This window comes from Duganella sp. Dugasp78 (genome assembly GCF_059491455.1).
Genome location: NZ_CP168506.1, coordinates 463349 through 487483, shown reverse-complemented (window position 1 = coordinate 487483; position 24135 = coordinate 463349). Strand labels below are relative to the sequence as shown.

20 protein-coding genes are annotated in these 24135 nt (G+C 66.5%); 18 read left to right on the top strand and 2 right to left on the bottom strand.

From position 1 onward, the window contains the following. Window positions 1-4 precede the first annotated feature (4 nt). The 14 genes from tssH to tssA all read left to right on the top strand — a co-directional run bounded on the left by tssH (window position 5) and on the right by tssA (window position 18756). Window positions 5-2710: a type VI secretion system ATPase TssH gene (gene tssH, locus ACEN9O_RS02160; protein WP_495616021.1), complete on the top strand. Its 2706-nt coding sequence runs from the start codon at window positions 5-7 to the stop codon at window positions 2708-2710. Beyond that, window positions 2707-4698 carry a type VI secretion system Vgr family protein gene (locus ACEN9O_RS02155; RefSeq protein WP_495616020.1) on the top strand — a complete coding sequence of 664 codons (1992 nt, stop codon included), beginning with the start codon at window positions 2707-2709 and terminating at the stop codon, window positions 4696-4698. Before tssH ends, ACEN9O_RS02155 begins: the two co-directional genes overlap by 4 nt. A gap of 1 nt (window position 4699) precedes the next feature. Beyond that, a complete protein-coding gene (locus ACEN9O_RS02150; RefSeq protein WP_495616019.1) occupies window positions 4700-5425 on the top strand; it encodes a toxin-antitoxin system YwqK family antitoxin in 726 nt (241 codons plus the stop codon). 148 nt (window positions 5426-5573) lie between these two features. Further along, window positions 5574-5960: a DUF4280 domain-containing protein gene (locus ACEN9O_RS02145; protein ID WP_495616018.1), complete on the top strand. Its 387-nt coding sequence runs from the start codon at window positions 5574-5576 to the stop codon at window positions 5958-5960. 22 nt (window positions 5961-5982) lie between these two features. After that, on the top strand, window positions 5983-6237 hold the full coding sequence (locus tag ACEN9O_RS02140; RefSeq protein WP_495616017.1) for a hypothetical protein: 255 nt from the start codon (window positions 5983-5985) through the stop codon (window positions 6235-6237). Continuing rightward, window positions 6234-7148 carry a substrate-binding periplasmic protein gene (locus ACEN9O_RS02135; RefSeq protein WP_495616016.1) on the top strand — a complete coding sequence of 305 codons (915 nt, stop codon included), beginning with the start codon at window positions 6234-6236 and terminating at the stop codon, window positions 7146-7148. Before ACEN9O_RS02140 ends, ACEN9O_RS02135 begins: the two co-directional genes overlap by 4 nt. 9 nt (window positions 7149-7157) lie before the next feature. After that, the gene (locus tag ACEN9O_RS02130) at window positions 7158-8444 is read left to right on the top strand and encodes a dicarboxylate/amino acid:cation symporter (RefSeq protein ID WP_495616015.1); all 1287 of its coding nucleotides are present in this window, start codon (window positions 7158-7160) and stop codon (window positions 8442-8444) included. A gap of 2 nt (window positions 8445-8446) precedes the next feature. After that, window positions 8447-10012: a cation:dicarboxylate symporter family transporter gene (locus ACEN9O_RS02125; protein WP_495616014.1), complete on the top strand. Its 1566-nt coding sequence runs from the start codon at window positions 8447-8449 to the stop codon at window positions 10010-10012. Continuing rightward, window positions 10012-10509 (top strand): hypothetical protein, encoded by a 498-nt coding sequence (locus ACEN9O_RS02120; protein ID WP_495616013.1) that lies wholly within the window; start codon window positions 10012-10014, stop codon window positions 10507-10509. Before ACEN9O_RS02125 ends, ACEN9O_RS02120 begins: the two co-directional genes overlap by 1 nt. Window positions 10510-10527: 18 nt before the next feature. Then, window positions 10528-11853, top strand: coding sequence for a type VI secretion system baseplate subunit TssK (gene tssK / locus ACEN9O_RS02115; RefSeq protein WP_495616012.1), 1326 nt, complete (start codon window positions 10528-10530; stop codon window positions 11851-11853). A 10-nt stretch (window positions 11854-11863) separates the two neighbouring features. Then, window positions 11864-12631, top strand: coding sequence for a DotU family type IV/VI secretion system protein (locus ACEN9O_RS02110; protein ID WP_495616011.1), 768 nt, complete (start codon window positions 11864-11866; stop codon window positions 12629-12631). Between the two features lie 128 nt (window positions 12632-12759). Then, window positions 12760-16875: a type VI secretion protein IcmF/TssM N-terminal domain-containing protein gene (locus tag ACEN9O_RS02105; RefSeq protein WP_495616010.1), complete on the top strand. Its 4116-nt coding sequence runs from the start codon at window positions 12760-12762 to the stop codon at window positions 16873-16875. 24 nt (window positions 16876-16899) lie between these two features. Then, on the top strand, window positions 16900-17535 hold the full coding sequence (locus ACEN9O_RS02100) for a formyltransferase family protein (RefSeq protein ID WP_495616009.1): 636 nt from the start codon (window positions 16900-16902) through the stop codon (window positions 17533-17535). Between the two features lie 12 nt (window positions 17536-17547). Further along, window positions 17548-18756, top strand: coding sequence for a type VI secretion system protein TssA (gene tssA / locus ACEN9O_RS02095; protein ID WP_495616008.1), 1209 nt, complete (start codon window positions 17548-17550; stop codon window positions 18754-18756). A 4-nt stretch (window positions 18757-18760) separates the two neighbouring features. Here the strand turns inward: tssA and ACEN9O_RS02090 are convergent, their stop codons facing one another. Further along, complete coding sequence (locus ACEN9O_RS02090) at window positions 18761-18886, bottom strand: hypothetical protein (protein WP_495616007.1); 126 nt, start codon at window positions 18884-18886, stop codon at window positions 18761-18763. A gap of 180 nt (window positions 18887-19066) precedes the next feature. Here ACEN9O_RS02090 and ACEN9O_RS02085 point away from each other — a divergent pair, with 180 nt between their 5' ends. Further along, the gene (locus ACEN9O_RS02085; protein WP_495616006.1) at window positions 19067-19735 is read left to right on the top strand and encodes a hypothetical protein; all 669 of its coding nucleotides are present in this window, start codon (window positions 19067-19069) and stop codon (window positions 19733-19735) included. 51 nt (window positions 19736-19786) lie between these two features. On the opposite strand, the gene ACEN9O_RS02080 is transcribed toward ACEN9O_RS02085, so the two are convergent. Further along, window positions 19787-20239 (bottom strand): hypothetical protein, encoded by a 453-nt coding sequence (locus tag ACEN9O_RS02080; RefSeq protein WP_495616005.1) that lies wholly within the window; start codon window positions 20237-20239, stop codon window positions 19787-19789. A 191-nt stretch (window positions 20240-20430) separates the two neighbouring features. On the opposite strand from ACEN9O_RS02080, the gene ACEN9O_RS02075 reads away from it, so the two are divergent. The 3 genes from ACEN9O_RS02075 (at window position 20431) to ACEN9O_RS02065 (ending at window position 24103) form a co-directional block, all read left to right on the top strand. Further along, entirely contained in the window at window positions 20431-20649 is a 219-nt protein-coding gene (locus ACEN9O_RS02075; protein ID WP_495616004.1) for a hypothetical protein, read from the top strand. Window positions 20650-20806: 157 nt separating this feature from the next. Then, window positions 20807-22318 (top strand): mechanosensitive ion channel family protein, encoded by a 1512-nt coding sequence (locus ACEN9O_RS02070; RefSeq protein WP_495616003.1) that lies wholly within the window; start codon window positions 20807-20809, stop codon window positions 22316-22318. Between the two features lie 210 nt (window positions 22319-22528). Continuing rightward, entirely contained in the window at window positions 22529-24103 is a 1575-nt protein-coding gene (locus ACEN9O_RS02065; RefSeq protein ID WP_495616002.1) for a ShlB/FhaC/HecB family hemolysin secretion/activation protein, read from the top strand. Window positions 24104-24135 lie beyond the last annotated feature (32 nt).

Sequence of the window (24135 nt, the reverse complement as noted above, 5' to 3'; positions counted from 1 at the left end):
CGGCATGGAAATCGATATCCGCACCTTGCTGTCCAAGCTCAACCCCGAATGCAAGCGGGCGATGGGGCATGCGGCCGAGCTGTGCGTGAAGCAGACGCAGTACAACGTCGATCTGGAGCATTTGCTGTTCACCTTGCTGGAAGAGCGGGCGCCGGATTTTGTGGTGGTGCTGCAACGCTTTGGCATCGTCGAGAGCGCGGTGATGGCGCAGCTGCAGCGCAGCATGGATGGCTTCAAGCGCGGCAACGGCCGCACGCCGGCCTTGTCGCCGCACTTCATTCCGCTGTTCCAGGAGGCCTGGCTGCTGAGCTCGATGCTGCTGGGCAGCCAGCAGGTCCGTTCCGGCACCGTGCTGCTGGCGATGCTGGAAGTGGACAGCCTGCGCGGCATGCTGATCGAGAGCGCGCCGGAACTGCTGAAGATCCCGCGCGAGCAGTTGAAGCAGGAATTGCCATCGCTGCTGGCCGGTTCGTCGGAGGACGGCGGCGGTGCGGGCGTGCCCCAGTCCGCTTCGTCGGCACCGTCGGCAACACGGACCGCGCCGGCCGGCGCCATGCCCACGTCGCAGGCCGCCGGCGGCGCCACGCCGTCGCTCGACCAGTACACGGTGGACATGACGGCGCTGGCGCGCGCCGGCCGCATCGATCCCATCCGGGGCCGCGACGCCGAGATCCGCCAGATCATCGACATCCTGCTGCGCCGCCGCCAGAACAATCCCATCCTGACCGGCGAGGCCGGCGTCGGCAAGACCGCCGTGGTGGAAGGCTTCGCCCAGCGCATCGCCTCGGGCGCGGTGCCGCCGTCGCTGGCCAACGTGGTGGTGCGCACGCTGGACCTGGCCCTGTTGCAGGCGGGCGCCGGCATCAAGGGCGAATTTGAAAACCGCCTCAAATCCGTGATCGCCGAAGTGCGCGCCTCGGCCACGCCCATCATCCTGTTCATCGACGAAGCCCACCAGCTGATCGGCGCCGGCGGCAGCGAAGGGCAGGGCGACGCCGCCAACCTGCTCAAGCCGGCGTTGGCGCGCGGCGAGTTGCGCACCATCGCCGCCACCACCTGGGCCGAGTACAAAAAATACGTCGAACGCGATCCCGCGCTGGCGCGCCGTTTCCAGGTGGTCAAGGTGGAAGAGCCGACGACGGACGCCGCCATCGGCATGTTGCGCGGCATGGTCGCCACATTGGAAAAACACCACGGCGTCGAGATCCTCGACGAGGCTGTGACCGACGCCGTGCGCCTGTCGCACCGCTACATCTCGGGCCGCCAGCTGCCGGACAAGGCCATCAGCGTGCTGGACACGGCCTGCGCCCGCGTCGCCATCGGCCAGGCCGGCGCGCCGCCGCAGCTGGAGGCGCTGGAACACGACATCGTCCTCAACAGCGAGGAGCTGCGCATTGCCCGCCAGCAGCACGCGCGCGGCGAGGACAAGGCGGCCGCCATCGCCAAGATGGAGATCCAGCAGGCGCTGCTGCAGGCGCGCCAGCAGCGGCTGAACGAGAAGCTGGCCGAAGAGCGCCGCGCCGTCGATGAAATCCTGGTGCTGCGCCGCGAGATCTCCGCCTCGGCCGACGATCACGCCTCGCTCGACGACGAGGAGCGCATCTCGCGCGGCGACCAGTTGCAACGCCTGCAAAAAGGCCTGGAGGCGATCCAGGACGACGAGCCGCTGGTGCCGGTCTGCGTCGATTCGAAGATCGTCGCCGGCGTCATCTCAGGCTGGACCGGCATCCCGGTCGGCAAGATGCTGGCCGATGAAATCCACACCGTGCTGCAACTGAAGGAGCGCCTCGAAGACCGCGTGGTCGGCCAGCCGCAGGCGCTGGACGCCATCGCCCGCCGCGTGCGCACCTTCCGCGCCGAGCTGGACGATCCGAGCAAGCCGGTGGGCGTGTTCATGCTGGTCGGCCCCAGCGGCGTCGGCAAGACCGAGACCGCGTTCGCGCTGGCCGACATGCTGTACGGTGGCGAACGCAATATGGTCACGATCAATATGTCGGAGTTCCAGGAAGCGCACTCGATCTCCAGCCTGAAGGGCGCGCCGCCCGGCTACGTCGGCTACGGCAAGGGCGGCGTGCTGACCGAGGCCGTGCGCCGCCGCCCGTACTGCGTGGTGCTGCTGGATGAAATGGAAAAAGCCCATCAGGACGTGCTGGAACTGTTCTTCCAGGTGTTCGACAAGGGCACGATGGAAGACGGCGAAGGCATCACCATCGACTTCAAGAACACGCTGATCCTGCTGACCTCGAACGCGGCGCAGGACGTGATCACGCAGGCCTGCGCCAACGGCAAGCGGCCCGATCCGGCCGAACTGATCGAGCAACTGCGGCCGGCCCTGCTGCGCCAGTTCAGCCCGGCCTTCCTGGGCCGGCTGGTGCTGGTGCCGTACTATCCGTTGGGCGACGAGCAGATCAGCAACATCGTCGACCTCAAGCTGGCCAAGCTGGCGGCGCGCTTCGCCGAGAACCACAACGCCCGCTTTACCTGGGACGACCGCGTGACCGAAGTGATCACCGCCCGCTGCACCGAGGTCGACAGCGGCGCCCGCAACATCGATTTCATCCTGACGCAGACGGTGCTGCCGCTGCTGTCGTCGCTGGTGCTGGAGCGCATGTCGATGTTCAAGCCCTTCACCGCCATCCACATGAGCGTGGGCGCCGATGAACAGTTCGCCTACGCCTTCCGCGACCATCCGCTGCGGGGCCACCCATGAGGACCGGCTTCGAACAACCGGGCGGCCTGCTGAGCCTGTCGTCGCCATTCGGCGACAACGACCTGCTGCTCGACGCCGTCGAAGGCAGCGAGGGCATTTCGGAACTGTTCAAGTTCAATCTGCACATGCGTTCCGGCAGCACCAGCCTGAGCGCGGCCACGGTGGTCGGCAAGACCATGACGGTGACGCTGGACGTCACCGGCGGCACCAAGCGTTACATCAGCGGCATGGTGTCGCGCTTTATCCAGAGCGGCTTCGACCAGGACTTCGCCACCTACGAGGCCGAGGTGGTGCCCATGCTGTGGCTGCTGACCTTGTCGCGCGACCGCAAGATCTACCAGGCCAAGTCGGTGGCGGACATCATCAAGGCCGTGCTGGGCACCTTCAGCATCACCTTCGACGACAAGCTGACCAAGACCTACGACCCGGTGGACTACATCGTGCAGTACGACGAAACCGCGTTCGACTTCATCTGCCGCTTGATGGAGCAGGCCGGCATCTTTTATTTCTTCACCTTCAGCAGCAGCGCGCACACGATGGTGCTGGGCGACGCTTCGTCCAACTTCGCCGATTGCGCCGGCGCGGCGGCAGTGCGTTTCTTCCCGCGCACCGGCATGAACAACGCCATCGACACAGTGTCGCGCTTCGCCCACGAGAACACCATCGCGGTGAAGAAGGCCACCGTCAACGACTACGACTTCATCAATCCCAGCACCTCGCTGGAGGGCACGCATTCGGCCGCCGGTGGCAGCGGCGCGGTGTACGAGTTCGCCACCGGCCATCTGGCGGCGGCCGCCGCCACGGCCATCGCCCAGCTGCGCGTGGAAGCCAGCCAGGTCAACGCCGAGGTGCTGCGCGGCGACAGTTTCTGCTATCCGTTCAGCGCCGGCACCAAGTTCACGCTGTCCGAGCATTTCGTCACCACGCTCAACGCGGCCTTCGTGCTGCGCCGCGTGCACCACACGGCGCGCGACGACATGTACACCAATTCCTTCGAGGCCTTCCCGGTGACGGTGCCATTCCGTCCGCCAGTGCAGACGGCGCGCCCGCGCGCGGTCGGCTGCGAGACCGCGCTGGTGGTCGGCCCCAGCGGCGAGGAGATCTGGACCGACAAGTACGGCCGCATCAAGGTGCAGTTTCCATGGGACCGCGACGGTGCCAAGGACGACAAGAGTTCGACCTGGATGCGGGTGGCGCAATCGGTGGCTGGTAAGGGCTTCGGCGCGCTGTTCCTGCCGCGCGTGGGGCAGGAAGTGGTGATCACCTACCTGAACGGCGATCCGGAGCGGCCGCTGGTGACGGGTTGCGTCTACAACGGCGAGAACGCCACGCCGGCCGAGCTGCCCGCCAACCAGACGCAGACCATCATGCGCACGTGGTCATCCAAGCAGGGCGCGGCGGGCAACGAGCTGCGCTTCGAGGACAAGAAGGATTCCGAGCAACTGTACATGCACGCGCAAAAGGACATGCTGACCGAGATCGAAAACGCGCTGACCACGACCGTGAAGAAGGGCGCGGAAATCCATACGCTGCAGGAGGGCGACCGCACCGTCGACGTGCAGAAGGGCAAGGAGACCCACAACGTCAAAGGCACGCGCGAACTGACGGTGACCGGCGACGAGACCCACACCAACAGCGCCAAGTTTACCCACAAGGTGACGGGCGACTATGCGCTGACCATCGACGGCAAGCTGACCATCACGGTGACGGGCGACATCAGCATCAAGTCCAGCGCGGCGGTGACCGAGGAATCCGGCACCACCTACGGCATCACGGCCGGCACGGCGCTGACGGCCAAGGCCGGCACCGCCCTGACCAACGAGTCCGGCACCGACCTGACCAACAAGGCCGGCACCAAGATGGTCAACCAGGCCGCCGTGCAGATGGATAACAAGGCGCCTGTCATCAACAGCAAGGCCGATGCCACCCAGACCGTGGAGGCCGGCGCGATGCTGACCCTCAAGGGTGCCATGACCAAGGTGAACTGACATGACGACCGAGACTCAATTGCCGTCAGAACCGCTCGCCGCCGAGGCCGCGCCGCAGCTGCTTGAAGAGCACGGCGAAGGCGGCCAGTTGCTGCAACGCGCGTGGCTGCGCGATGGCGTGCTGCACGGCCCGTTCGAGCAGTTCAGCGCACAGGGCCGCACCTTGATGAAGACCCATTTCGAAGCCGGCAAGATGCATGGCGCCATGTCGGTGTTCGCGCCGGATGGCAAGCTGGTCCAGCAATCGCAGTTCGAGCACGGCGTGCCGCACGGCATGATGGAAACCTACGTCAACGGCCGCTGCGTCGCGCGCCAGATGATGGTGGCCGGCGTGGCGGCCGGCCAGTCGCTGTCCTACGACGAGGCGGGCCACCTGACCGCGCGCCTGAACATGCTCGACGGCCAGATCCACGGCCCGGCGGAATTTTTCTATGAAGGCCTGCGCGTGCGCAAGTCGCATTACAAGGCCGGCCTGATGGACGGCGAATCCACCGACTTCGACGCCCAGGGCAGCGTGGTGCAGACCTGCACCTACCGCGCCAACCTGTTGCACGGGCCGCTGCGCCGCTATTGGCCCGGCGGCGAACTGATGGAAGAAGTGATTTACCGCGATGGCAAGCCGGTTGGCTCGCCGGCGCGCTTCGACCCCAAGGGCAAGCGCACCGACAACGCCGCCGCCGCGCCGGCGGTACTGGACCGGCTGCAAAAGCTGGTGAGGGGAAGCTGATGGGAACTTCAAAATACCCGTCGCTCCCTCCCACTGTAACGAAGTCGTTCCCGCGCAGGCGGGAACCCATAGGCCGCATGGTCAGAGGCGCCGCATGGATTCCCGCCTGCGCGGGAATGACGCATCGCCATTTATCCGAGGTCGTGTGATGGGACAACAGACTTGCATGGGCGCGATGCTCAAATGTAGCTTCGGCGTGGCGCCGGGCACCTTGATGGTGTTGCCGGCCAACGCCGTGCTGACCGCCGTGCCAGACGCCAACATCATGGACAACAAGCCGATGATGAACATCCTACCGTTCGGCATGTGCCAGTCGATGGCCAATCCGATGGTGGCGGCGGCCACGGCGGCAGCGCTGGGCGTGCTGACGCCGATGCCGTGCATCCCGGCCACCACCGCGCCGTGGGTGCCGGGCTCGCCGACCGTCCTGATCGGCAATATGCCGGCGCTGAACAATTCGTCGAAACTGATGTGCATGTGGGGCGGCGTGATCGAGATTAACGCGCCGGGCCAGACCACCGTTTCCATTCCTTGAACTCCTCACCGCGACCGCCACCATGGAATATCGATTCAGCCTTACTCCCCGCCTGATCGCGCTGGCCATCTTCTCCGGCGTGGCGATGCTGGTGCTGTTGTTTGCCCTGGGCTACCAGGTCGGCCACAGCATGGCCGCGCGTGCCGTGCCGGCCGTGGCCGACAACGCGGCAAACCGCGCCCGCCAGCAGCTGAAGGGCAAGATCACCGGCGAGGCCGCAGCGGCCGCCGCACCCGTGACCGAGCGCGTGAACGCCGCGCAAAAGGCCGCGCAATGAAGCGCGCTATGAGCCGCATGCGCAATGCCTTGCTGGCCGCGCTGTGCCTGTGCCTGTGCATGGGCCTTGGCGTGTGCGGCGCGGCATGGGCGCAGGGCGGGCAGAAGGCGCGCGCGTCGGCGTCGGCCTCGGCCGCCGATGCGGACCGCTCGCCGCTGGTCAAGGTGGCCGACGGCCGCCTGCTGGCGCCGGAGATCGCCCGCATCGTCAATCATGGCGAGCTGGTGGTGGCCATGCTGGCGGCGGACAATCCGCCGTTCTTCTCCGTCAAGAACGGCGACCTGGTCGGCACCGACGTCGATCTCGCCAAACTGATCGGCAAGGAGCTGGGCGTGCCGGTGCGCTTCGACCGCAGCCCCAAGACCTTTGACGGCGTGGCCGACACGGTTGCCGTCGGCCAGGCCGACCTCGGCATCAGCCGCCTGGCGCGCACGCTCAAGCGCGGGCAGTCGGTGCATTTTTCCGTCGCCTACATGCGGCTCGGCCACGCGCTGCTGATCAACCGCATCCGCTTCGCCGAGATGGCTGGCGACCGGCCGCTGCCGCAGGTGATCCGCCACTTCAGCGGCACCATCGGCGTGATCGCCAATTCGTCGTGGGAGGAATTCGGCCGCCGCAACTTCCCCAAGGCCAAGCTGGTCAGCTACCCGACCTGGACCGACGCCGTCAACGCCGCCAAGAAGGGCGACGTGGTGGCGGCCTACCGCGACGAGCTGGAGGTGATGCAGATCGTGAACAACGACCCCAGCCTGGCGCTGACGCTGCGCACCGTCACCTTCAACGACCTGGAGTCGCCGCTCAGCATCATGGTCGGCATCCGCGACCTGACCCTGCTGTCCTTCGTCAACGAGCTGATTGCGCAGCGGGCTGAAAAGCCCACCGCCAGCAGCGTGCTCAAAGCCATCAAATAAGGAGACCACGTGGACGCTCCAACCGGCATGCAGCGTTTCCAGCACTGGGCCCTGAACCCGTGGACCGTGATCGGCTGCGTGCTGGCCGGCGGGCTGCTGGGCTGGGCCGCGCCGTCGCTGTCGCGCCACCTGGGCGCGGTAGGCGTGGTCTATGTCGACCTGCTGAAGATGATCGTGCTGCCGTTCATGATCTCGGCCGTCATCTTCAGCCTGCAAAACCTGTACCGCGACGGCGGTGCGGCACGCATCTTCAAGCGGGTGGTGGTGGTGTTCATCAGCTTCTCGCTGATCGTGGCGGTGCTGGCGACGGCGGGCTCGCTGCTGGTGCGGCCGGGCGGCAACCTGCCGGCCGAGACCCGCGCCGCGCTGGGCAAGATCGTCAGTGCCGACAGCGAGAGCAGCAATACCGAAATGGCGCTGCGCACCGAGGAGGTGGCGCCCCACCATACCGACCTGAAGGACGTGCTGCAATCGCTGATCCCGCAAAACATCTTCGCCTCGCTGGCCAATGGCGAGACGCTCAAGGCGCTGGTGTTCGCGCTGCTGTTCGGCTTTGCCGCCGGCCAGGTGCCGAGCCGCATCTCGGGCGGCCTGCACCAGGCGCTGGAGACCATCTACCACGCCTGCCAGACGCTGACGCGCTGGGTCAACCTGCCGGTCCCGTTCGTGCTGGTGTGCATGGCGGCCAGCCAGGTGGCGCAGACCGGCCTGCAGCCGATCGCCGCGATGGCCGGCTTCGTGATCCTGTTCCTGCTGGTGTCCGGCCTGCTGATGGCGCTGGCGATGGCGCTCATCAGCCGCCGCGCCAGCGTGCCCTACGGCGCCGTGCTGGCGGCGATGCGCGAGCCGTTCGCGCTTGGCGTGGCCACCAACAACAGCGCCACCTGCATGCCGGCCATGGTCAGCGGCCTGGTCGACCAGCTGCAGTTCGCGCGCGCGCGGGTCGAGCTGCTGGTGCCGCTCAGTATCTCGCTGCTGCGGGTCGGGGCGGTGGCGTATTTCGTCTGCAGCACCTTGTTCATCGCCGCGCTGTACGGCCGCGCGATGTCGCCGCTGGACCTGGGCCTGCTGGTGCTGGTGTCGGTGCTGTCCGGCTTTGCGTCGTCCGGCATGGCGGGCGTGGTGACGGTGTCGCTGGTCGGCACCATCTGCAGCTACCTGACGTTGCCGTTCGAGGCCGCCTTCATCCTGCTGATCGCGGTCGATCCGATTTGCGCCATGGCGCGCACGGCCGTCACGGTGATCGGCAGCTGCGCCGCCGTGGCCACCATCTGCGCCGAACCCGTCAAGCTCTAGCCATGCAGACCCTCGTCAAACCCGCCATGTTCCAGATCAGGGATATTTTCCAGCATCCTGCCACGCTGCTGGGCGCGATGCTGCTGGGCGGCTGGATCGGCACGCTGTTTCCCGACAGCGCGACCATGCTGGCGGCGGTGTCGATGCTGTACCTGTCGCTGATCCAGATGGCGGCGCTGCCGTTCGTGATCCTGGCGGTCTACTTCGGCTTGCAGCGGCTGCCGTCGGAGCCGGGCTCCGGCGCGCGGCTGGCGCGGCTGGCCGGCATGGCGCTGCTGGCGATGCTGCTGTGCGCGGTGGTGGGCGTGCTGGTGGCCAAACTGGGCGGGGCCGGCTCCGGCATGTCGCCGGAGCAGACGGCGGCGCTGGGCAAGCTGGCGCTGCGCTCGGAATCGCAGTTCACCATGACCATGCGCGGCAGCGACGACGGCGCCACCGGGCTGTGGGACATCGGCGCGCTGGTGCCGGACAATTTCTTCGGCGTGCTGGCCTACGGTTCGCTGCCGTCGGTGCTGATCGGCGTGCTGTGCTTCGGCGCCGCCGTGTCGGTGCAGGACCCGCAGCGGGCGGCCCAGCTCAGCGGCATTTTCGAGGGCATGTACCGCGCGCTGGAATCGCTGGTGAACCGTTTCAATACCTTGCTGCCTGCCGCCGCCTTTGTGCTGGCCGCGGCCGCCACCGCCACCGCCGGGGTCGAGGCCATCGTCCTGCTGGGCAGCTTCCTGGCGGCCTTCTTTGCCGCCGCGCTGGTGGTGTGCGCGGCCGCCATCGCCATCATCTGCTGGAAGCTGAAGAAGGCGCCGTGGCTGGTGTTGCTGGCGCTGCGCGAACCGATCACGGTGTGCCTGTTCTCGCCGGTGGCGGTGGCGGCGGTGCCGGGCTTTATCCAGGGCATGAGCGTGCGGCTGGGTTTCAGCCGCGGCATGGTGGAGCTGGTGTCGCCGATCGCGCCGGTGTTCATCAAGGCCGGCGAGGCGATGTTCTTCGCGGTGCTGGCGATCTTCATCGCCAACCTGTACCACCATGGTTTGAGCGCCAGCGACATCGCCTGGATCTGCGCGCTGTCCTGGACCGCCGCGCTGTGGTCGGTGGGCATTGCAGGAGTGAAGTCGGTGCTGCTTGGCGGCTTCGTGATGGCCTCGCTGGGCCTGCCTCTGGAGGCCGTGCTGCCGGTGTTTCTGCTGGTCGAAGTGTTGTGCGAGGGACCACGGAATTTACTTTCCTTTCTTATATCATCGGCTCTGATTGCCTTGGTGGCGGATGGTCTGTATATTAATAATGAGCAAGATTCCGAAGTGTGGCATCCGTCCACGCTGAGGTTCGTCTTCACCCGCAAGCAAGCGCTGTCCGTGTTGTTCCTGTTGTTGATTGCTCTGTTCACAGTGTTTTGCGCCGGCGTGGGCTACGGCCTGCGCCAGGCACCCGTCATTCCCGCGAAAGCGGGAATCCATGCTGAGCGGCTGATCCCAGGTTCTATGGGATTCCCGCCTGCGCGGGAAGTCATTTCCGCCAGTGGCGGGAACGACGGATCTGTACTGGCTGCTTTGAAGACTGACTTAGGCAACTGATGATGACATCGATCCTCCGCCGCTGTGTGCCGCTCCTAATGCTGCTGGGCCTGTTTGCCGGCTGCGGCGCCACGCGCGCGCTGTTCGGCCCCAGCATGGCCTCGCCCAGCTGGAAGACGCTGACCCTGCGCGCCGCCGAGGACGCCAACGGCAATAGCGCGGTGGCGGTGGACGTGGTGCTGGTCAAGGACCAGGCCGTCCTCGACTCGCTGCTGGCCATGCCGGCCGCGAAATGGTTCGCCTCGCGCCAGGAATTGCAGCGCACTTATCCCGAGGGGCTGACGGTCTACCCCTACGAACTGGTGCCGGCCCAGACGATCAAGCTGAACGATAAAAAATGGAGCGACCAGAAGGCCTGGGGCGCGCTGGTGTTTGCCGGCTATGCCAATGCCGGTGAGCACCGCGCCCGCCTGCTGCTGAACGCGTCGGGATATGTCGTGCAACTGAACGCGCAGGGCTTTGTGGCGACCGAGCCCAAGTCCGGCGCCGCACAGTAAGTTAATGGAAGCCGCTCAATGACCGTACCTCAACTTTCACACCGCATCCAGTGGCACGAAGGCATGATGCTGACGCCACAGCATTTTCAGCAGGAGGGCGCGCGCGTCGACGCGCTGCTGGCCTGGCAATCGATGGCGACCAATCCCTACGGCTGGGGCGTGCGCGCGCTCGTCATCGACGAGGCGCTGCTGACCACCGGCCTGCTGCGCATCCAGCAGCTGGAGGCGATCCTGCCCAACGGCATGGCCGTGACCTACGACAGCGCGCTGGCGCAGGGCTTGCCGCTGGAGCTGGATCTGGCGCCGTGGGCGGAGGCGATGGCGCAGCAGGACTTGTCGGTGTATCTGGTGGTCGGCAACACGCGCTCGCTGCGCCAGCCGGGCCAGCCGGCCATGTTCCGCGGCATCGAGAGCCCGACGGTGGAGGACGAGGTGTCGCAGGCCTTGCCGGCCGACGTGCCGCGCATGGCGGTCAACCTGGCGCTGGCGGCAGGACCGGTGCCGTCGGCGGCCTACACCGCGCTGCGGCTGATGACGGTCAACAAGGGCAACGAGATCGTGCACCGCGGCGCCTTCCTGCCGGCGATGCTGGACATGCCGGCCGCCTCCAGCGTGCTGCAGCGCGCGCAGCAGCTGGCCACGCATATGCGCAGCAAGGCCGTGTTCCTGGCGCGCCAGACCGCGCAGCCGTCGTCGCGCACCGAGGACCGCATCAATATGCTGGAGCAGAAGGCCCGCTTGGCCAGCCTGATCCTGAACCTGCCGGTGCTGGAAGCCTTGCTGCGCTGCCCGGCCGTGCATCCGCTGCCGCTGTACCTGGCGCTGTGCGCGCAACTGGGGCCGCTGGCGACCTTGCGTCCCGGCGCCGTGCCCATCCTGCCGCCGGCCTACGACCACGCCGACAGCGGCCCGGCCTTCGACGCCGTGCTGACCGCGCTGAGCGACCTGGTGGGCGAGGTCAGCCAGGAATGGAAGACCTGCGTGTTCGGCTACGACGGCCAGGCGTTCTCGCTGGCGATGCAGCCGGACTGGCTGGGCGCGCGGCTGGTGATCGGCCTGCGCGGCCAGCCGGACCGCGAGGCCACGCAGTGGATGGCGGGCGCGGTGATCGGCTCGCAGACGGTGTGGACCTCGCTGACCGACCGCCGCGTGCTGGGCGCGCCGCGCACCCGCATCGACGCCGCGCCCGAGCTGGGCTTGCGCGCCAGCGCCGGCTACACCCTGTTCAGCGTGGAGGTGTCGGACGAATTCATCGTCGCCGATCAGGCTTTGTTGATCAGCAACGCCAACGAAAGCCTGCTGGCGCAGCGGCCGCAGGAAGTGGTGTTGTTCATAAAGGGATGAGGCCGTGAGCATGCTATCGAAAAACGCAAGCAATGCAGCGTCGCCACCGGCCTGGAGCGGCGGCATCAGCGAGGGCGTGGACCTGGCGTCGGTGCAGTTCCGCGATTTCTATGACGTGCTGTCGCGCTCGGCGCAGGCGGCCACGCGGGTGGGCGAGGGCGAGGCCAGGGCCGCCGCCGAGGCGCTCAGCCGCCAGCTGTGCCAGCTGATCGAGCTGCAATCGCTGGAGGCGCGCCGCATTGTCGGCAAGGCCGGCATGGAGGCCGAGGCGCAGGGCCGCTTCCTGAAGGCGGCGCTGGCCGACGAGGTGCTGCTCAACACCGAATGGGCCGGGCGCGGCTATTGGCGCCATGTGCTGATCGAGACCACGCTGTTCAAGTCCAGCTTTGCCGGCGAGCGCGTGTTCGATGACCTGGACCAGCTGCTGCGCGAGCGCGAGGCCTCGCGCCGCGCGGTCGGCCGGCTGTACCTGTATCTGCTGTCGCTGGGTTTCCAGGGGCGGTATCGCGGCCAGAAGCAGGACAAGATCGCCGAGTACCGGCGCGAGCTGTTCCAGTTTGTGTACCTGCGGCCGGCCGATCTGCAGGGGCGCGACCGCACGCTGTCCGAGCAGGCGTATGCCAGCACGCTGTCGCACCTGGCGGCGCGGCGCCTGCCCAAGTTCAATCGCAGCGGATTGATGTTCGTGCTGGCGCTGCTGATCCTGCTGGGGCTGTCCGAAGTATTGTGGCTGTGGCTGTCGTGGCCGGTGCGCACCGCGCTTGCCGCGACGGTGTAACTTGATGAGCATAACTCGTCATTCCCGCGCAGGCGGGAATCCATGCGCCGCATCGTGCCAGGCGCAGTATGGGTTCCCGCCTGCGCGGGAACGACTTATTCAAGGATGACTGAATAGTGTGGAACTTCTTGTCAGATAACACGGCCATCGCCACCTTGCTGGTGCTGACGCTGCTCGTCATGCTGCTGTTCGCCGTCGTCATCTGGGCGGCGATGAAGGGCGCGGAAAAAGCCGACAAGCCGGCCGACCAGAAACCGCGCCAGATCAGCGCCGACTCGCTCAAGCAATCGTTCCGCGTGGCGGTGGAGCTGATCGAAAACAATATCGCCGCGCGCTCGGAACGCTACGGCCTGGCATGGACGCTGGTGCTCAACGAGGGCGCAGCCGGGCGCGAGCTGCCGCTGCTGCAATCGGGGCTGCAAAGCGCGCTCAGCGCCGACAGCACGCTGACCGCCGGCGCCCATGGCATCAGCTGGAACTTCTTCGACCAGGGCATCGCGGTGCAGCTGCACTCGGACTCGCTGGGCATGCCCGACGCCGACGCGTCCGACGCCAACGCCATGGCCAACACCACCTGGGACGATTTCCTCGGCCTGTGCCGCAACTACCGTCCGGACCGGCCGTTCGACTCCATCGTGGTGGCGCTGCCGGCCAGCGCGCTGCTCGATGTCGAGGGCGCCGGCCAGCTGGACCTGGCCGCGCGCGCCAAGGCCATCCACCGCCGCCTGTGGCTGGCGCAGAACCGGCTGGCGCTGCGCTTCCCGATCTACCTGGCGATCAGCGATTGCGAAACCATCCCCGGCTTCGCGCGCTTCGCGGCCGCCTTGCCGGAACCGCTGCGCCGCTCGATGCTGGGCTGGTCCTCGCCGCACGAGCTGGTGGCGCCGTTCCAGGCGCAGTGGATCGACACCGCGATGAACGAGATCGGCCGCACGCTGTCCGACAGCTGCGCCGAGCTGTGCGCGCTGGAGCCGTCGGACTCGGACAGCAGCGCCTACTTCCTGCTGCCGAACCAGGTCGAGCGCCTGCGCGCCGGCCTGAAGATGTTTGCCGACGAACTGATGCGGCCCAGCGCCTATCACGAACCCTTCCTGCTGCGCGGCATCTACCTGACCGGCGACTGCAGCGACGAGGCCGCGCTGCTGGGCACCGGCCAGGTGCCGGCCTCGGCCGACGGCGAAGACATCATGCCGGCCGAGCCGCTGCCGGCCGCCTTGCCCGACTGGGCCGAGCCATCGCTGTCCAGCGACGCGCCGGCCTACCGGCCGGGCCGGGATAGCGCGGTGCCGGCCTTCCTGCGCGATATTTTCGAACGCAAGATCTTTGCCGAGGCCGGGCTGGTGCGCTCGTCGTCGGTGCACCGCATGCGCCGTCCGGGCATGCACCGCGCGGCGCGCTGGGGCGCCGTCGCGCTGCCGGCGGTGTGGGTGCTGGGGCTGGCGTTCGCCACGATCCGCCTGCACGGGCTGGGGGGCGAGGCGGTGGCGTCGCTGCAAACGCTGGGCCGCGACACCAACGCCAGCCGGCTGGCGAAACACCGCAATGTACTCGACACCCAGCAGAGCCAGCAGCGCGCCAAGGAGACCTTGAACGGTATCGAGCTGATCGCCAATGCCCGGCTGTGGTCGCCCTTCCTGCCCGGTTCGTGGCCGTGGTTCGACAATCTGCAGGACCAGGTGCAGCGCCGCATGGAACGGGACTTTGCCGAGAACGCCTTCGAGCCGCTGCTGCGCGCGGCCTACACCCACGTCAGCCAGCTGAGCGGCGAGCCGCTCGACGTCCAGTCGGGCACCTCGTTCATCGGCAGGCAGTGCGTTGCACCGGACGCCATGAAGCAGGCCGGCGCGATGCAGGGCGGTGGGCTGGACGCGGGGGGCACGCCGGAATATGCGTCGCTGAGCGCTTACGTGGACAAGGTCGACCAGCTCGACCGCGCCTTGCAGGCGATGAAGCGGCTCAGGTCGCTCGACAGCCCGGCCTCCAGCGAGGATCTGGAACTGGTGGTGCGGGTACTGCTGGGTACCGAGATGAGCGGCAACCTGAGCCGTACCGCCGAGCTGTTCCGCGACGTGGCCAGGCGCAAGCCGGCGCTGGACCTCGAGCCGATGCAGAAAGCGTTGACCTGTTCCTTCGGGCAGGGCGTCAAGGCATTGTCCCGCCGGCTGTTCTTCGAGAACGGATTGCTCAAGGCGGAAAAATCCATCGACCAAAGCCTGGCCGCGCTGTACCAGGGCGACCCGAAAGCCGAGGCCGACATCGCTCCCTGGCAGACGCTGCGCGATGCGCTGCAGACGCAGGAGGCGTCGCTGCTGGCGGGATCGGGCGGCTGGATGGGGCGCGAAAAACTCGACCTTGGGCCGGCCTGGGCCAAGCTGTTGCAGCAGGTGGAGGGCATCAGCCTGCTGGACCAGCCGGCGGTCGACGATGCGCGCAGCCAGACCGAGGACGGCTTCCGCTGGTTCAGCGCGCAGTGGGACGCGCCGATGCCGGACGCGGACCATGCGCAGCGGCTGAGCCTGGGGCTGGAATGGTCGGAGACCAAGTCCGCGTGGGGCTTCTCGGCCGACCGCAAGGCGCTGCTGGCCGCGCTCAACGGCCTGCTGTCGCAGCCCTTCATGAAGCCCGGCCACGTCAGCCACCTGCCGGAGGTGCCGCCCGCTGCCACCGTCAGCTGGGACGGCGCGCGCCTGGACCAGATACTGGCGCTGGCGGACCTGCGCAAGCGGGTGCAGGCCGAGTCGGTGCCGAAGTTCCCGGTCATGCTGCAGGGACCGGCCGCGCGCCTGGTCGACGCGGCGCTGGCCGATACGGCGCGCGACCTGCTGTCGCAGGCCTACATCGTCTCGGCGCAGGGCCTGCCGGCCCCGGTCAACGAGGCCGACCGCCAGAAGGCCTTGCATGTGCGCGCCTGGCTGCAGGAAAACGGCGGCACCGCGGTGGCGGCGCATCTGTCGGCCGTGCTGACGCAGGATGCGCTGAGCCGCCTGCACCAGCTGGACGAGGAGCTGATCCGCGCCGACCTGTTCGCGCCGCGCGACCCGCGCTTCCAGTCGTGGAACGGCGCCAAGGCGCCGCTGGTGGACGCCTTCGGCGCGGCGGATGCGGGTGGGCTGAACGCCTACCTGTGGCACCAGATGGACTTCATCGAAGGCGCCGGCAAGCGCGCCGAGACGCTGCTGGACCAGCTGGGCGGCGCCGCCGCCGAGCAGCCGTCGGTGCTGCGCTGGCGCGCCACGGTGGCCGACCTGGGGCGCTACAAGCTGAAGAGCCCGAGCAGCAGCCTGACCATGCTGGAGCAGTTCATCGTGGGCGCGACCGACCTGAGCATCGACAACTGCCTGGACAAGCTGTCGGCGCGCGCGGCCCAGCGCCGCGCCGGCGACCTGTTCGCCCAGCGCCTGCAGCTGTTGCAGGCCGGGCTGTACTCGCGCTGCCGCGAGCTGACGCAGACCCGCTACCAGGACACCTGGACCCGCTTTGCCGATGCCTTCAACGCCGGCCTGGCCAACCGCGCGCCGTTCCGCGCGCCGGCCGCCGACGCCAAGGGCGAGCGCGTGCCGGCCGCCGATGTCGAGGAGGTCGGCGCGTCGCTCAAGCTGTTCGACCAGGCCCATGCGCTGGCGCTGGCCTCCGACCGCGACCCGACGCGGCCGTCGCCGGCCAGCACGGTGCGCAAGGCCGACGACCAGATGCAGAAGGTGCGCGACTTCCTGGCGCCGCTGTATCCGGGCGAGGAAGGCCAGGCCGCCGGCCTGGACGTGATGGTGGAGTTCCGCGCCAACCCCGCCGCCGAAAGCGAGGGTAACAAGATCATCGACTGGTCGCTGACCATTGGCGGCCAGACCGTGCACCAGCACGAGGCCGCCCGTGCGCTGCGCTGGGAGCCGGGCTTGCCGGTGGTGCTGAGCTTGCGCGTGGCGCAGGACGGCCCGGTCACGCCGCAGGCCGAGCCCGGCCATCCCGGCATGACGGTCGACGGCCGCACCGTCAGCTACCGCTTCGACGATCCGTGGTCGCTGCTGAGTTTGGTGTCGGCCTACCGCGAGGCCGAGGGCGGTTCCGCCACGGCCGCGCGCTCGCCGCTGCTCAAGTTTGAATTCCCGATGACCGCCGTCGGCGACGGCCGCATCGCCACCCGCGACAGCCGCGCCAAGGTGTATGTGCGGCTGACCGCGAGCGCGGCCGGCAAGCGCACGCCGCTGGTGTGGCCGCCGGTGTTTCCCGTCAAGGCGCCGGCCTGGTAGGCCGGGTTTTACTGAGGTGATGCCATGTCCTCCTTGCCACCCCTCGTGCGTGTTGCCATGTTCGGCAGCTTCCACCGCGGCTTTCACGTGTTGAGCGAGCTGCTCAAGGGGCCGCTGGCGCGGCGCGTGCGGGTGGTCGGCGTGGCCACCGACGATGTGGCGTCGGACCATGTCAGCCGTGGGCGCCGGGTCTGGGCTTATCCGCACACGCCGGCGGAGGAGGTGATGGTGGAGCGGCTGGCGCTGTCGCATGGCATCGTGCCGTACAAGGGCCGCGTCAAGACGGAGCAGTTCTACCGGCTGTACGAGGAGCAGTGGCAGCCGGACCTGTGCATCACCGCCACCTTCGGCCAGCGCATCGACGCCCGCCTGTTCGAGCGGCCGCGGCTGGGCTTTTACAACCTGCATCCCTGCATCGACGACGGCTGGCCTTCGCACTACGCCGGGCCCAATCCCTTCCAGGCCTTGCTGGACAACGGCTCCGACCACGTGCTGATCGCCATGCATGAAATCGACGAAGGCTTCGATACCGGCCGGCTGCTGGCCCTGTCGGAGAAAATCTATGTGCCCACCGGCGCCACGGTGGTGGACCTGCACAAGCTGACCTCGCCGCTGGCCGCCAAGTTTTTTGCGCGCGAACTCGGCAAAATGCTACCTTAGGCGGAACGGCGTATGGCGAGCATCAAAGACAATCTGCTCAACCTGGTCGACAAGGCGCGCCACCTGATTGCCGATGACCGAACACCCAGTATCGAGACCCCGACAGCCCCTATGAACGCACCCAGCCTGCCGATACCGCTTTCCCTGATGAGCATGGAGCACCAGGAGGAGCTGGAACTGTTGCTCAAGCCCATAGCGGCCGACCAGCCCAGCGGTCCGGCGCTGCGCTACGATCCGATCTTCACCGAGATCCGGCTGGCGCGCGAGGAGGACGATCCCAGCCTGCCGATGGGGCAGTGGGAGCGGCCGCTGAAAAAGGCCGACTGGCCGCTGATCGAGGCGCGCTGCAAGACCATGCTGGCCAGCCGCTCCAAGGATTTGCAGATCGCCGCCTGGCTGCTGGAGGCGTGGACCCGGCAGTACGGCATCGACGGCCTGTATCGCGGCCTGAGCCTGGTGGACCGGCTGTTGCGGCAGTTCTGGGACAGCTTGCATCCGGTCATCCAGGACGGCGACGCCGACGCCCGCATCGCGCCGCTGGAGTGGCTCAACGAATCGTTGTCGGCGACGGTGCGGGTGCACGTGGCTATCCTGAAGATCAGCGGCCGCAAGCCGCCGGCCCAGAGCCTGTCCGACTGGGAGCGCATGACGGCGCGCGAGCTGGCCGGCCATCCGGGCGAGCCGCAGGCCGACGGCGAGGCGCCGCTGACCCGCATCGAAGTGATCGCTTACGCCCAGCAGCGGCTGGGGCGCGAGCTGGGCAACCGCTTGCAGGTGCTGCACCGCTGCCTGAACTGCCTGGAAACCATGCTGGCCTTTGTCGACCTGCAACTGGGCGCGCAGGCGCCGAATCTGTCTAAACTGAAGGGGACGCTGGTGGCGGTGGAGCGCGTGCTGCAGCAGCTGGTCCCCGAGCATAAGGAAGAAGAAATGACAACGCCGGAACAGCCGCAGGGCGGCGAGGAAGTGGTCGGCATGGCGGCGGGCCTGGCGCCGCCGGCGGTGGCCTTGTCAGGCTGGAAGAACCGCGACGAGGCCTACGCCGCGCTGGGCGCGATTGCCGATTATCTGAGTCTGGTGGAGCCGCACAGCCCGACGCCTTATCTGTTGCGGCGCGCCGTCAACTGGGGCCGCATGCCGTTGCCCGAGCTGATGGCCGAGATTATCCGGGAAGAGGGAGACTTGAACCGCCTGGTGAATATGCTGGGTTTGCGCGAATGACGGTTCAGCGCAGCTGATAGAGCGAGATGGTTTGGTCTTGCAAGGCGTTTTCCGTGCACAACACATAGGTCGATGCGCAGGCCAAGCTCAACAGCAAAGTGCCGAAGGCGATATGAAGATAGCGTGCCATGACAACCTCCCAACAGGGAACAGGGTTGGACTTCCACTGAGTCCAGAATACGCTGGGAGTTGTCTGATGGGCATCAGCCGAATGTCCGACACTTTGTAGGACAACTGCCCGTCCCGTCCGGATGGCTGGCAATTTGTATTTATGACAGGAATTGGTTTCTGACCCGAAAAGGAGTATCCGATGTCCGCACCGACTGCCGATTTTATCGAACTGAATCGCCTCGCGACTCAACATCAGGGCAAGGTTGTCGCCCGGATTATTCCTGAGATCGTTGCCTACAAGGCGCTGGTGTGCGAATGGCGGGATGATCCCAACAATGGTTTTGCAAACGTCTACATCAAGCAGTACGGCACCGAATATATCGTGCAGCAAACACCAGGCAAGCTGCGGCGCCTGATCCACGAGCTGACGCACGTTGCCGTCAACGAAGTCTACGATAACAATCTTCTCAACGGGCGTCCCAGCAACATCCCCAGGCCGGCCAGGATATTGCTGGATGGTGGGCAGAACAGTGGCAATCTGCGCCAGAACCAGTATATGGATCAGGCCGCGCTGGCTACCATCCAGCAGAACATCAACCGGCTCGGCGCCTTGCTGGTCAGTGCCCCGCATATCAACAATGAAGGCGGCTGGCTCGGCGGGCGTATCCAATACATGACCTTGAACCCCGGCTTTGAATATGACACCACGATCAACGAAATCCTGATCGACATGACACTGAAGGGCTTTCCCAAGCCGTCGAGTTTCTTCAAGAAGAATGAGATTGCGCGCGGCAATGCCTTCTTCACCGCCGTGGAAACGATGGCGCGGGTGGCGCATGAGGCGCGCCTGGCGGCTGTTGGCGGGTGAGCTGGCCACCCCATCTCAAGGCAGCAGCCAGCTTCCGTCCCGCAGGCTGACTTACTTGGTCTTCCAGACGATGAAGGAGTCGCTGGGCGCGGTGTCCATCGCGTTGGAGATCTCGAGCCAGTGGCGCAGCTGTTCCGGCTGCTTCAGCTGGATGCCGCTGCCGTCGATGTAGCCGATCTGCTCGACCATCTTCGGATCCATCTTGGCCTTGGACACGGTCGGCGCGCCGGCCACCATGCGGTCGTAGGCCTTGCGGGCCTTGTTTTCCCACTTGTGCAGGCTGCTCTCGTCGAAGCGATTGGCTTCGAAATAGACAGTCAGCGAGCCGTCCGGGTTGCCGTAGCCGACTATGCCGGCGCCTTTGCGGATGGTGGTGGAGCCGTTCACATCGAACAGCGCGGTCGGCACAAACACGGCGGCGCGACCGTTGACGTCGGGGCAACCGACTGGCGTGTCCTTGCTGTAGGTGCTGACTTCGTGCAGGGGTGTTCTCTCTTGGGACATGGCTGGGCTTAATCGTGAAATTTTGGGGGCGTTGCATGCGGATGCACCGGTGTTTATTGTAGCGCCAATCTAGTTCCCATTGGGCAACAGCCAACACAAAATTTTGTAACCATGCACACCGCCCACGCGACGCGGCTCGACAAAGAGCGGTAGAGGGATATGATGGTTGTCATTGATCATAGGAGGCTGACATGGCGATGAATTCCGAGAAAGAGGCCGACCAGCGCTTTGTGCTGCTGGAAATAGGCAAGCTATCCAGCAATGTGGAGCGATTGATCAGCGACGTGAAGACCATGGGAGAAAAGGTAGATGGCTTGCGCCATCAGGTTACCTTCGTGCGTGGAGCGCTATATGTGGTCGGCGGTATACTCGCTGCGGGAGTCTATTACGTTGCTGCGCTGTATCGATAACCACAACTGGAATCATATTCTTTATTTTTAAATAACTGCAAAACCAGTGTCCTGTTGCTCGCAAAAAGGGTTTAAATCGTTTAGCTAGTTATCACATTGCGCACGCGTGGGCTTCGGTTCACAATACATGCAAGCTAGCAACGAATGAGGAGCCAGGATGCTCACGATAGATGGCCCATGGATCAATCCATGGCACGCCGGCCTGGTTGCCGCCGTCCTCGTCTGCAGCGTGCTGCAGCTGCTGCTGACCCGCTCCGATCCCGACAGCCCGCACATGTTCCGCAACCACCTGCTGTTCGGCGGCCTGTGCCTGATCGTCAGCCTCTCCAGCAAGCTCCTGCTCGACATGGACCAGCGCCAGGCCGCCGGCCTGTTCGAGAGCGCCTCCATGCTCGGCTTCGGGCTGCTGCTGATACGCATCCTGGGCCTGACCGCCTTCCGCGTGCTGCTGCCGGCGCTGCGCATGCACCCGCCGCGCATCATGGAAGACATCCTGCTGGTGATCACCTACATCGTCTGGGGCCTGGTGTGGCTGCGCATCGCCGGCCTGGACCTGAGCGGACTGGTGACGACGTCGGCGGTCATCACCGGCGTGGTGGCTTTTTCGATGCAGGAAACGCTGGGCAATATCCTGGGCGGACTGGCGCTGCAGCTCGACAACTCGGTCCGCATCGGCGACTGGATCAGGATAGACGACGTGCGCGGCAAGGTGGTGGAAGTCCATTGGCGCCACACGGCAGTGCGCACCAACAACGGCAGCCTGATCGTCATCCCCAACAGCGTGCTGATGAAATCGAAAGTCGATGTGTACAGCCGCGGGAGCAAGCCGGAGTTCCGGCGCTGGGTGCATTTCTGGATCGAGGATGCGGTGCCGCCGCAGCAGGTCATCGCCACCGTCCAGACGGCGCTGCGCCAGACCCGGATCGAGCACATCTCGACGGTGCGCCCGCCCGAATGCATCGTCGTCGATTACCGCGAGGGTTTGATACAGTACGCGGTGCGTTACTGGCTCACCAACCCTGGCCACGACGACGGCACCGATTCCGCCGTGCGCATCCATTTCTACAGCGCCCTGCAGCGGCAGAGCTTGTCGCTGGCCCATCCCTGCATGGACATCCGCCTGAACGCCGACTCGGAGCGGCGCTCGCGCGCCCGCTTGTCGGAGGAAATGGCGACGCGCATGCAGACCCTGGGCAAGGTCGCGCTGTTCTCCGGCCTGACCGGGGAGGAGCTGGCCAAGCTGGCCACGGCGCTGCGCCATACGCCGTTCATCCAGGATGACATCATCACGCGGCAAGGCGCGGTGGCGCACTGGCTGTACCTGCTGGTCAGCGGCGAGGCCGACGTCTGGTTCGAAGCCGAGGGGCAGGAGCGCATCCACTGCGCCACGCTCCAGGCCGGCGACGTGTTCGGCGAGATCGGCCTGTTGACCGGCGCGCCGCGCGGCGCCACCGTCACCGCCAAAACCGATGTGTTGTGCTATCGGCTGGACAAGCAGAATTTTGAATCCATCCTGCACGACCGTCCCGCCCTGGCCGATGAGTTCGCCCACGTGCTCAGCGACCGCAACGAAGTGCTGAGCGCCCTCCGCAGCGACCATGCCGGGCATGGGCAAGTCCAGCAAGCCAACTACCTGTCGAGCATACGGCGCTTTTTTGGCCTCAAATGAGCCCGGCTGGCGAGCTTTTTTCGCGACTGTGATGCTGAAGCGACAAAAAATCGCGCCAGTCCCCCATGCGCGATGAATAATGCTACCCTGCCCCATAGTTATCGAAATGAAACTTAATTTCCTTAAGTAAATACCAATATTATCGTCGTTAAGTCTTTCAGATTGATTCTTTGATGCAACGCGCCGCCGCGCCGGCGTTTGGGAGAACACATGAAGAAATGCATGACAGCCGGCCTGTTGCCGCTGATGGTGCTGTGGTCCGCGCCCGCGTTCGCAGCCGATGCCGCGCCGTTCGAGATCAGCGGCTTCCGCTTCGAGGGCGCCAGCCTGCTGGGCGCCGAGCGCCTGCAGGCGCTGGTGGCGCCGTTTGCCGGCAAGCAGCGCGGCATGGACGATGTCGGGCGCGCCGTCGCGGCCGTCAAGGCGGCCTATGTGGCGGCCGGCTATCCCATCGTCCAGGTCTACGCGCCCGAGCAGACCATCGGCGCCGGCACGGTGGTGCTGCGCGTGAGCGAGGGCCGGCTGGCCAAGGTCGAGGTCCAGGGCAACAAGGTCTACAGCGCGGCCAATGTGCGCGCCAGCCTGCCGCCGCTGCGCGAGGGCGAGCCGCCCAATACCGACGCCATCGTCGCGGCCGTGCTGCTGGCTAACGACAACCCGGCCCGGCAGCTGGCAGTCAACTTTTCCGCCGGCGCCAGCGCGACCGAGGTCGACGCGCGCATCGACGTGGTCGAGGACCGCGTGAGCAAGTTCACCGTGTCGCTCGACAATGCCGGCGCGCCGGCGACCGGGCGCGAACGGATCGGCCTGGGCTACCAGAACGCCAATCTGTTCGGGCGCGACCATGTGCTCAACGTGCAACTGATGACCAGCGTGCAGCAGCCCGACAAGGCCGCCAGCGTGACGGCCGGCTACCGCATCCCGTTTTACCGGCAAGGCCTGTCGCTGGACCTGGTGGCAGCCTATTCCGACAGCAAGAGCAACGCGGTGTCGCCGGCCGGCCCGCTGTTCTTTTCGGGCAAGGGCGTGTACGCCGGCGCGCGGCTGAACCAGGCGCTGGCCAGCCGCGGCGAGTACCGCCACAAGCTGGTCTACGGCATCGACTACAAGGACTTCAACAACAACTGCAGCATCGCCGGCATCGAGCTGGCCGCCTGCGGCACCATCACCGACGTGCCGCTCAGCGTCAGCTATCTGGGCCAGCAGGCCACGCCGGGCTACCAGGCCGGCGGCAGCATCGGCTACTTCCACAACCTGCCGGGCGGGCGCCACGGCCAGCAGGAGCGCTACGGCACCCATCCGCGCAGCTGGCAGGCCTGGCGCGCCAGCGCCTACTACGCGCTGCCGCTGGGCCAGTGGCAGTGGCGCGCCACGCTCAACGCCCAGTACAGCGGCGACGCGCTGATCCCGAGCGAGCAGTTCGGCGTGGGTGGCGCGGCCTCGGTGCGCGGCTACGACGAGCGCACCGCGGCCGGCGACCGTGGCGCCTCGGCCAACCTGGAGCTGTACACGCCCGAGCTGGCGCCCAGGCTGCACCTGAGCGATCGCCACAGCCTGCGCGCCTTGCTGTTCTACGACGCCGGCTGGGTGCGCAACAGCGACGCCTCGCCCATCGCCAGCGGCCACCTGGCCAGCGTTGGCGTCGGCCTGCGCTACGGCTTCGACAAGGACGTCAGCCTGCGCTGCGACGCCGGCGCGGCCCAGGTGGCGACGGCGCCGGGTGCCAACGCGCCGCGCCAGACCAACCAGGGCTTCGTCCACGTGGCCTTCCAATACTCGTTCTAAGCGCCTCACCTTGCGTTAAACACCTTGCCGGA

What these genes read in the sequence shown, in the direction of transcription:
- tssH (WP_495616021.1), top strand. Translation starts at nt 5, where the DNA reads ATGGAAATCGATATCCGCACCTTGCTGTCCAAGCTCAACCCCGAATGC.
- ACEN9O_RS02155 (WP_495616020.1), top strand. Translation starts at nt 2,707, where the DNA reads ATGAGGACCGGCTTCGAACAACCGGGCGGCCTGCTGAGCCTGTCGTCG.
- ACEN9O_RS02150 (WP_495616019.1), top strand. Translation starts at nt 4,700, where the DNA reads ATGACGACCGAGACTCAATTGCCGTCAGAACCGCTCGCCGCCGAGGCC.
- ACEN9O_RS02145 (WP_495616018.1), top strand. Translation starts at nt 5,574, where the DNA reads ATGGGACAACAGACTTGCATGGGCGCGATGCTCAAATGTAGCTTCGGC.
- ACEN9O_RS02140 (WP_495616017.1), top strand. Translation starts at nt 5,983, where the DNA reads ATGGAATATCGATTCAGCCTTACTCCCCGCCTGATCGCGCTGGCCATC.
- ACEN9O_RS02135 (WP_495616016.1), top strand. Translation starts at nt 6,234, where the DNA reads ATGAAGCGCGCTATGAGCCGCATGCGCAATGCCTTGCTGGCCGCGCTG.
- ACEN9O_RS02125 (WP_495616014.1), top strand. Translation starts at nt 8,447, where the DNA reads ATGCAGACCCTCGTCAAACCCGCCATGTTCCAGATCAGGGATATTTTC.
- ACEN9O_RS02120 (WP_495616013.1), top strand. Translation starts at nt 10,012, where the DNA reads ATGATGACATCGATCCTCCGCCGCTGTGTGCCGCTCCTAATGCTGCTG.
- tssK (WP_495616012.1), top strand. Translation starts at nt 10,528, where the DNA reads ATGACCGTACCTCAACTTTCACACCGCATCCAGTGGCACGAAGGCATG.
- ACEN9O_RS02110 (WP_495616011.1), top strand. Translation starts at nt 11,864, where the DNA reads ATGCTATCGAAAAACGCAAGCAATGCAGCGTCGCCACCGGCCTGGAGC.
- ACEN9O_RS02100 (WP_495616009.1), top strand. Translation starts at nt 16,900, where the DNA reads ATGTCCTCCTTGCCACCCCTCGTGCGTGTTGCCATGTTCGGCAGCTTC.
- tssA (WP_495616008.1), top strand. Translation starts at nt 17,548, where the DNA reads ATGGCGAGCATCAAAGACAATCTGCTCAACCTGGTCGACAAGGCGCGC.
- ACEN9O_RS02090 (WP_495616007.1), bottom strand. Translation starts at nt 18,886, where the DNA reads ATGGCACGCTATCTTCATATCGCCTTCGGCACTTTGCTGTTGAGCTTG.
- ACEN9O_RS02085 (WP_495616006.1), top strand. Translation starts at nt 19,067, where the DNA reads ATGTCCGCACCGACTGCCGATTTTATCGAACTGAATCGCCTCGCGACT.
- ACEN9O_RS02080 (WP_495616005.1), bottom strand. Translation starts at nt 20,239, where the DNA reads ATGTCCCAAGAGAGAACACCCCTGCACGAAGTCAGCACCTACAGCAAG.
- ACEN9O_RS02075 (WP_495616004.1), top strand. Translation starts at nt 20,431, where the DNA reads ATGGCGATGAATTCCGAGAAAGAGGCCGACCAGCGCTTTGTGCTGCTG.
- ACEN9O_RS02070 (WP_495616003.1), top strand. Translation starts at nt 20,807, where the DNA reads ATGCTCACGATAGATGGCCCATGGATCAATCCATGGCACGCCGGCCTG.
- ACEN9O_RS02065 (WP_495616002.1), top strand. Translation starts at nt 22,529, where the DNA reads ATGAAGAAATGCATGACAGCCGGCCTGTTGCCGCTGATGGTGCTGTGG.